The 244-nt window shown below is 60.7% G+C and carries 1 protein-coding gene; it reads left to right on the top strand.

All coding sequences use genetic code 11. The features are described from left to right. Positions 1-244 (top strand): type VI secretion system baseplate subunit TssK (gene tssK, locus RTW80_RS30435; protein ID WP_312721952.1); only part of this gene is annotated, 244 nt, incomplete at both ends.

Genomic DNA, 244 nt, shown 5'->3' with positions numbered 1-244 from the left:
CCGCCTGCGTCTGACCCTGATGCTGGAGAAAGATCTGACGGCAGAATGGACCGCCATCGGCGTGGCGTACGTCACCGAAAAGCGCAACGACAACCACGTGCGGCTGGATAACAGCTACAGTCCGCCAATGCTGAACGCCAATAACAGCCCGCAGCTGTACGGTATGATCAATGACCTGCACGGCTTGCTGGTGCAGCGTAGCCAGCAGATCGGCGGTCGACTGCGCCAGCAAGCCGTGCAGGTC

The organism is Escherichia sp. AM3 (assembly GCF_032029835.1).
GTDB lineage: Bacteria > Pseudomonadota > Gammaproteobacteria > Enterobacterales > Enterobacteriaceae > Escherichia > Escherichia coli.
This window is presented reverse-complemented; position numbering and strand designations above follow the sequence as displayed.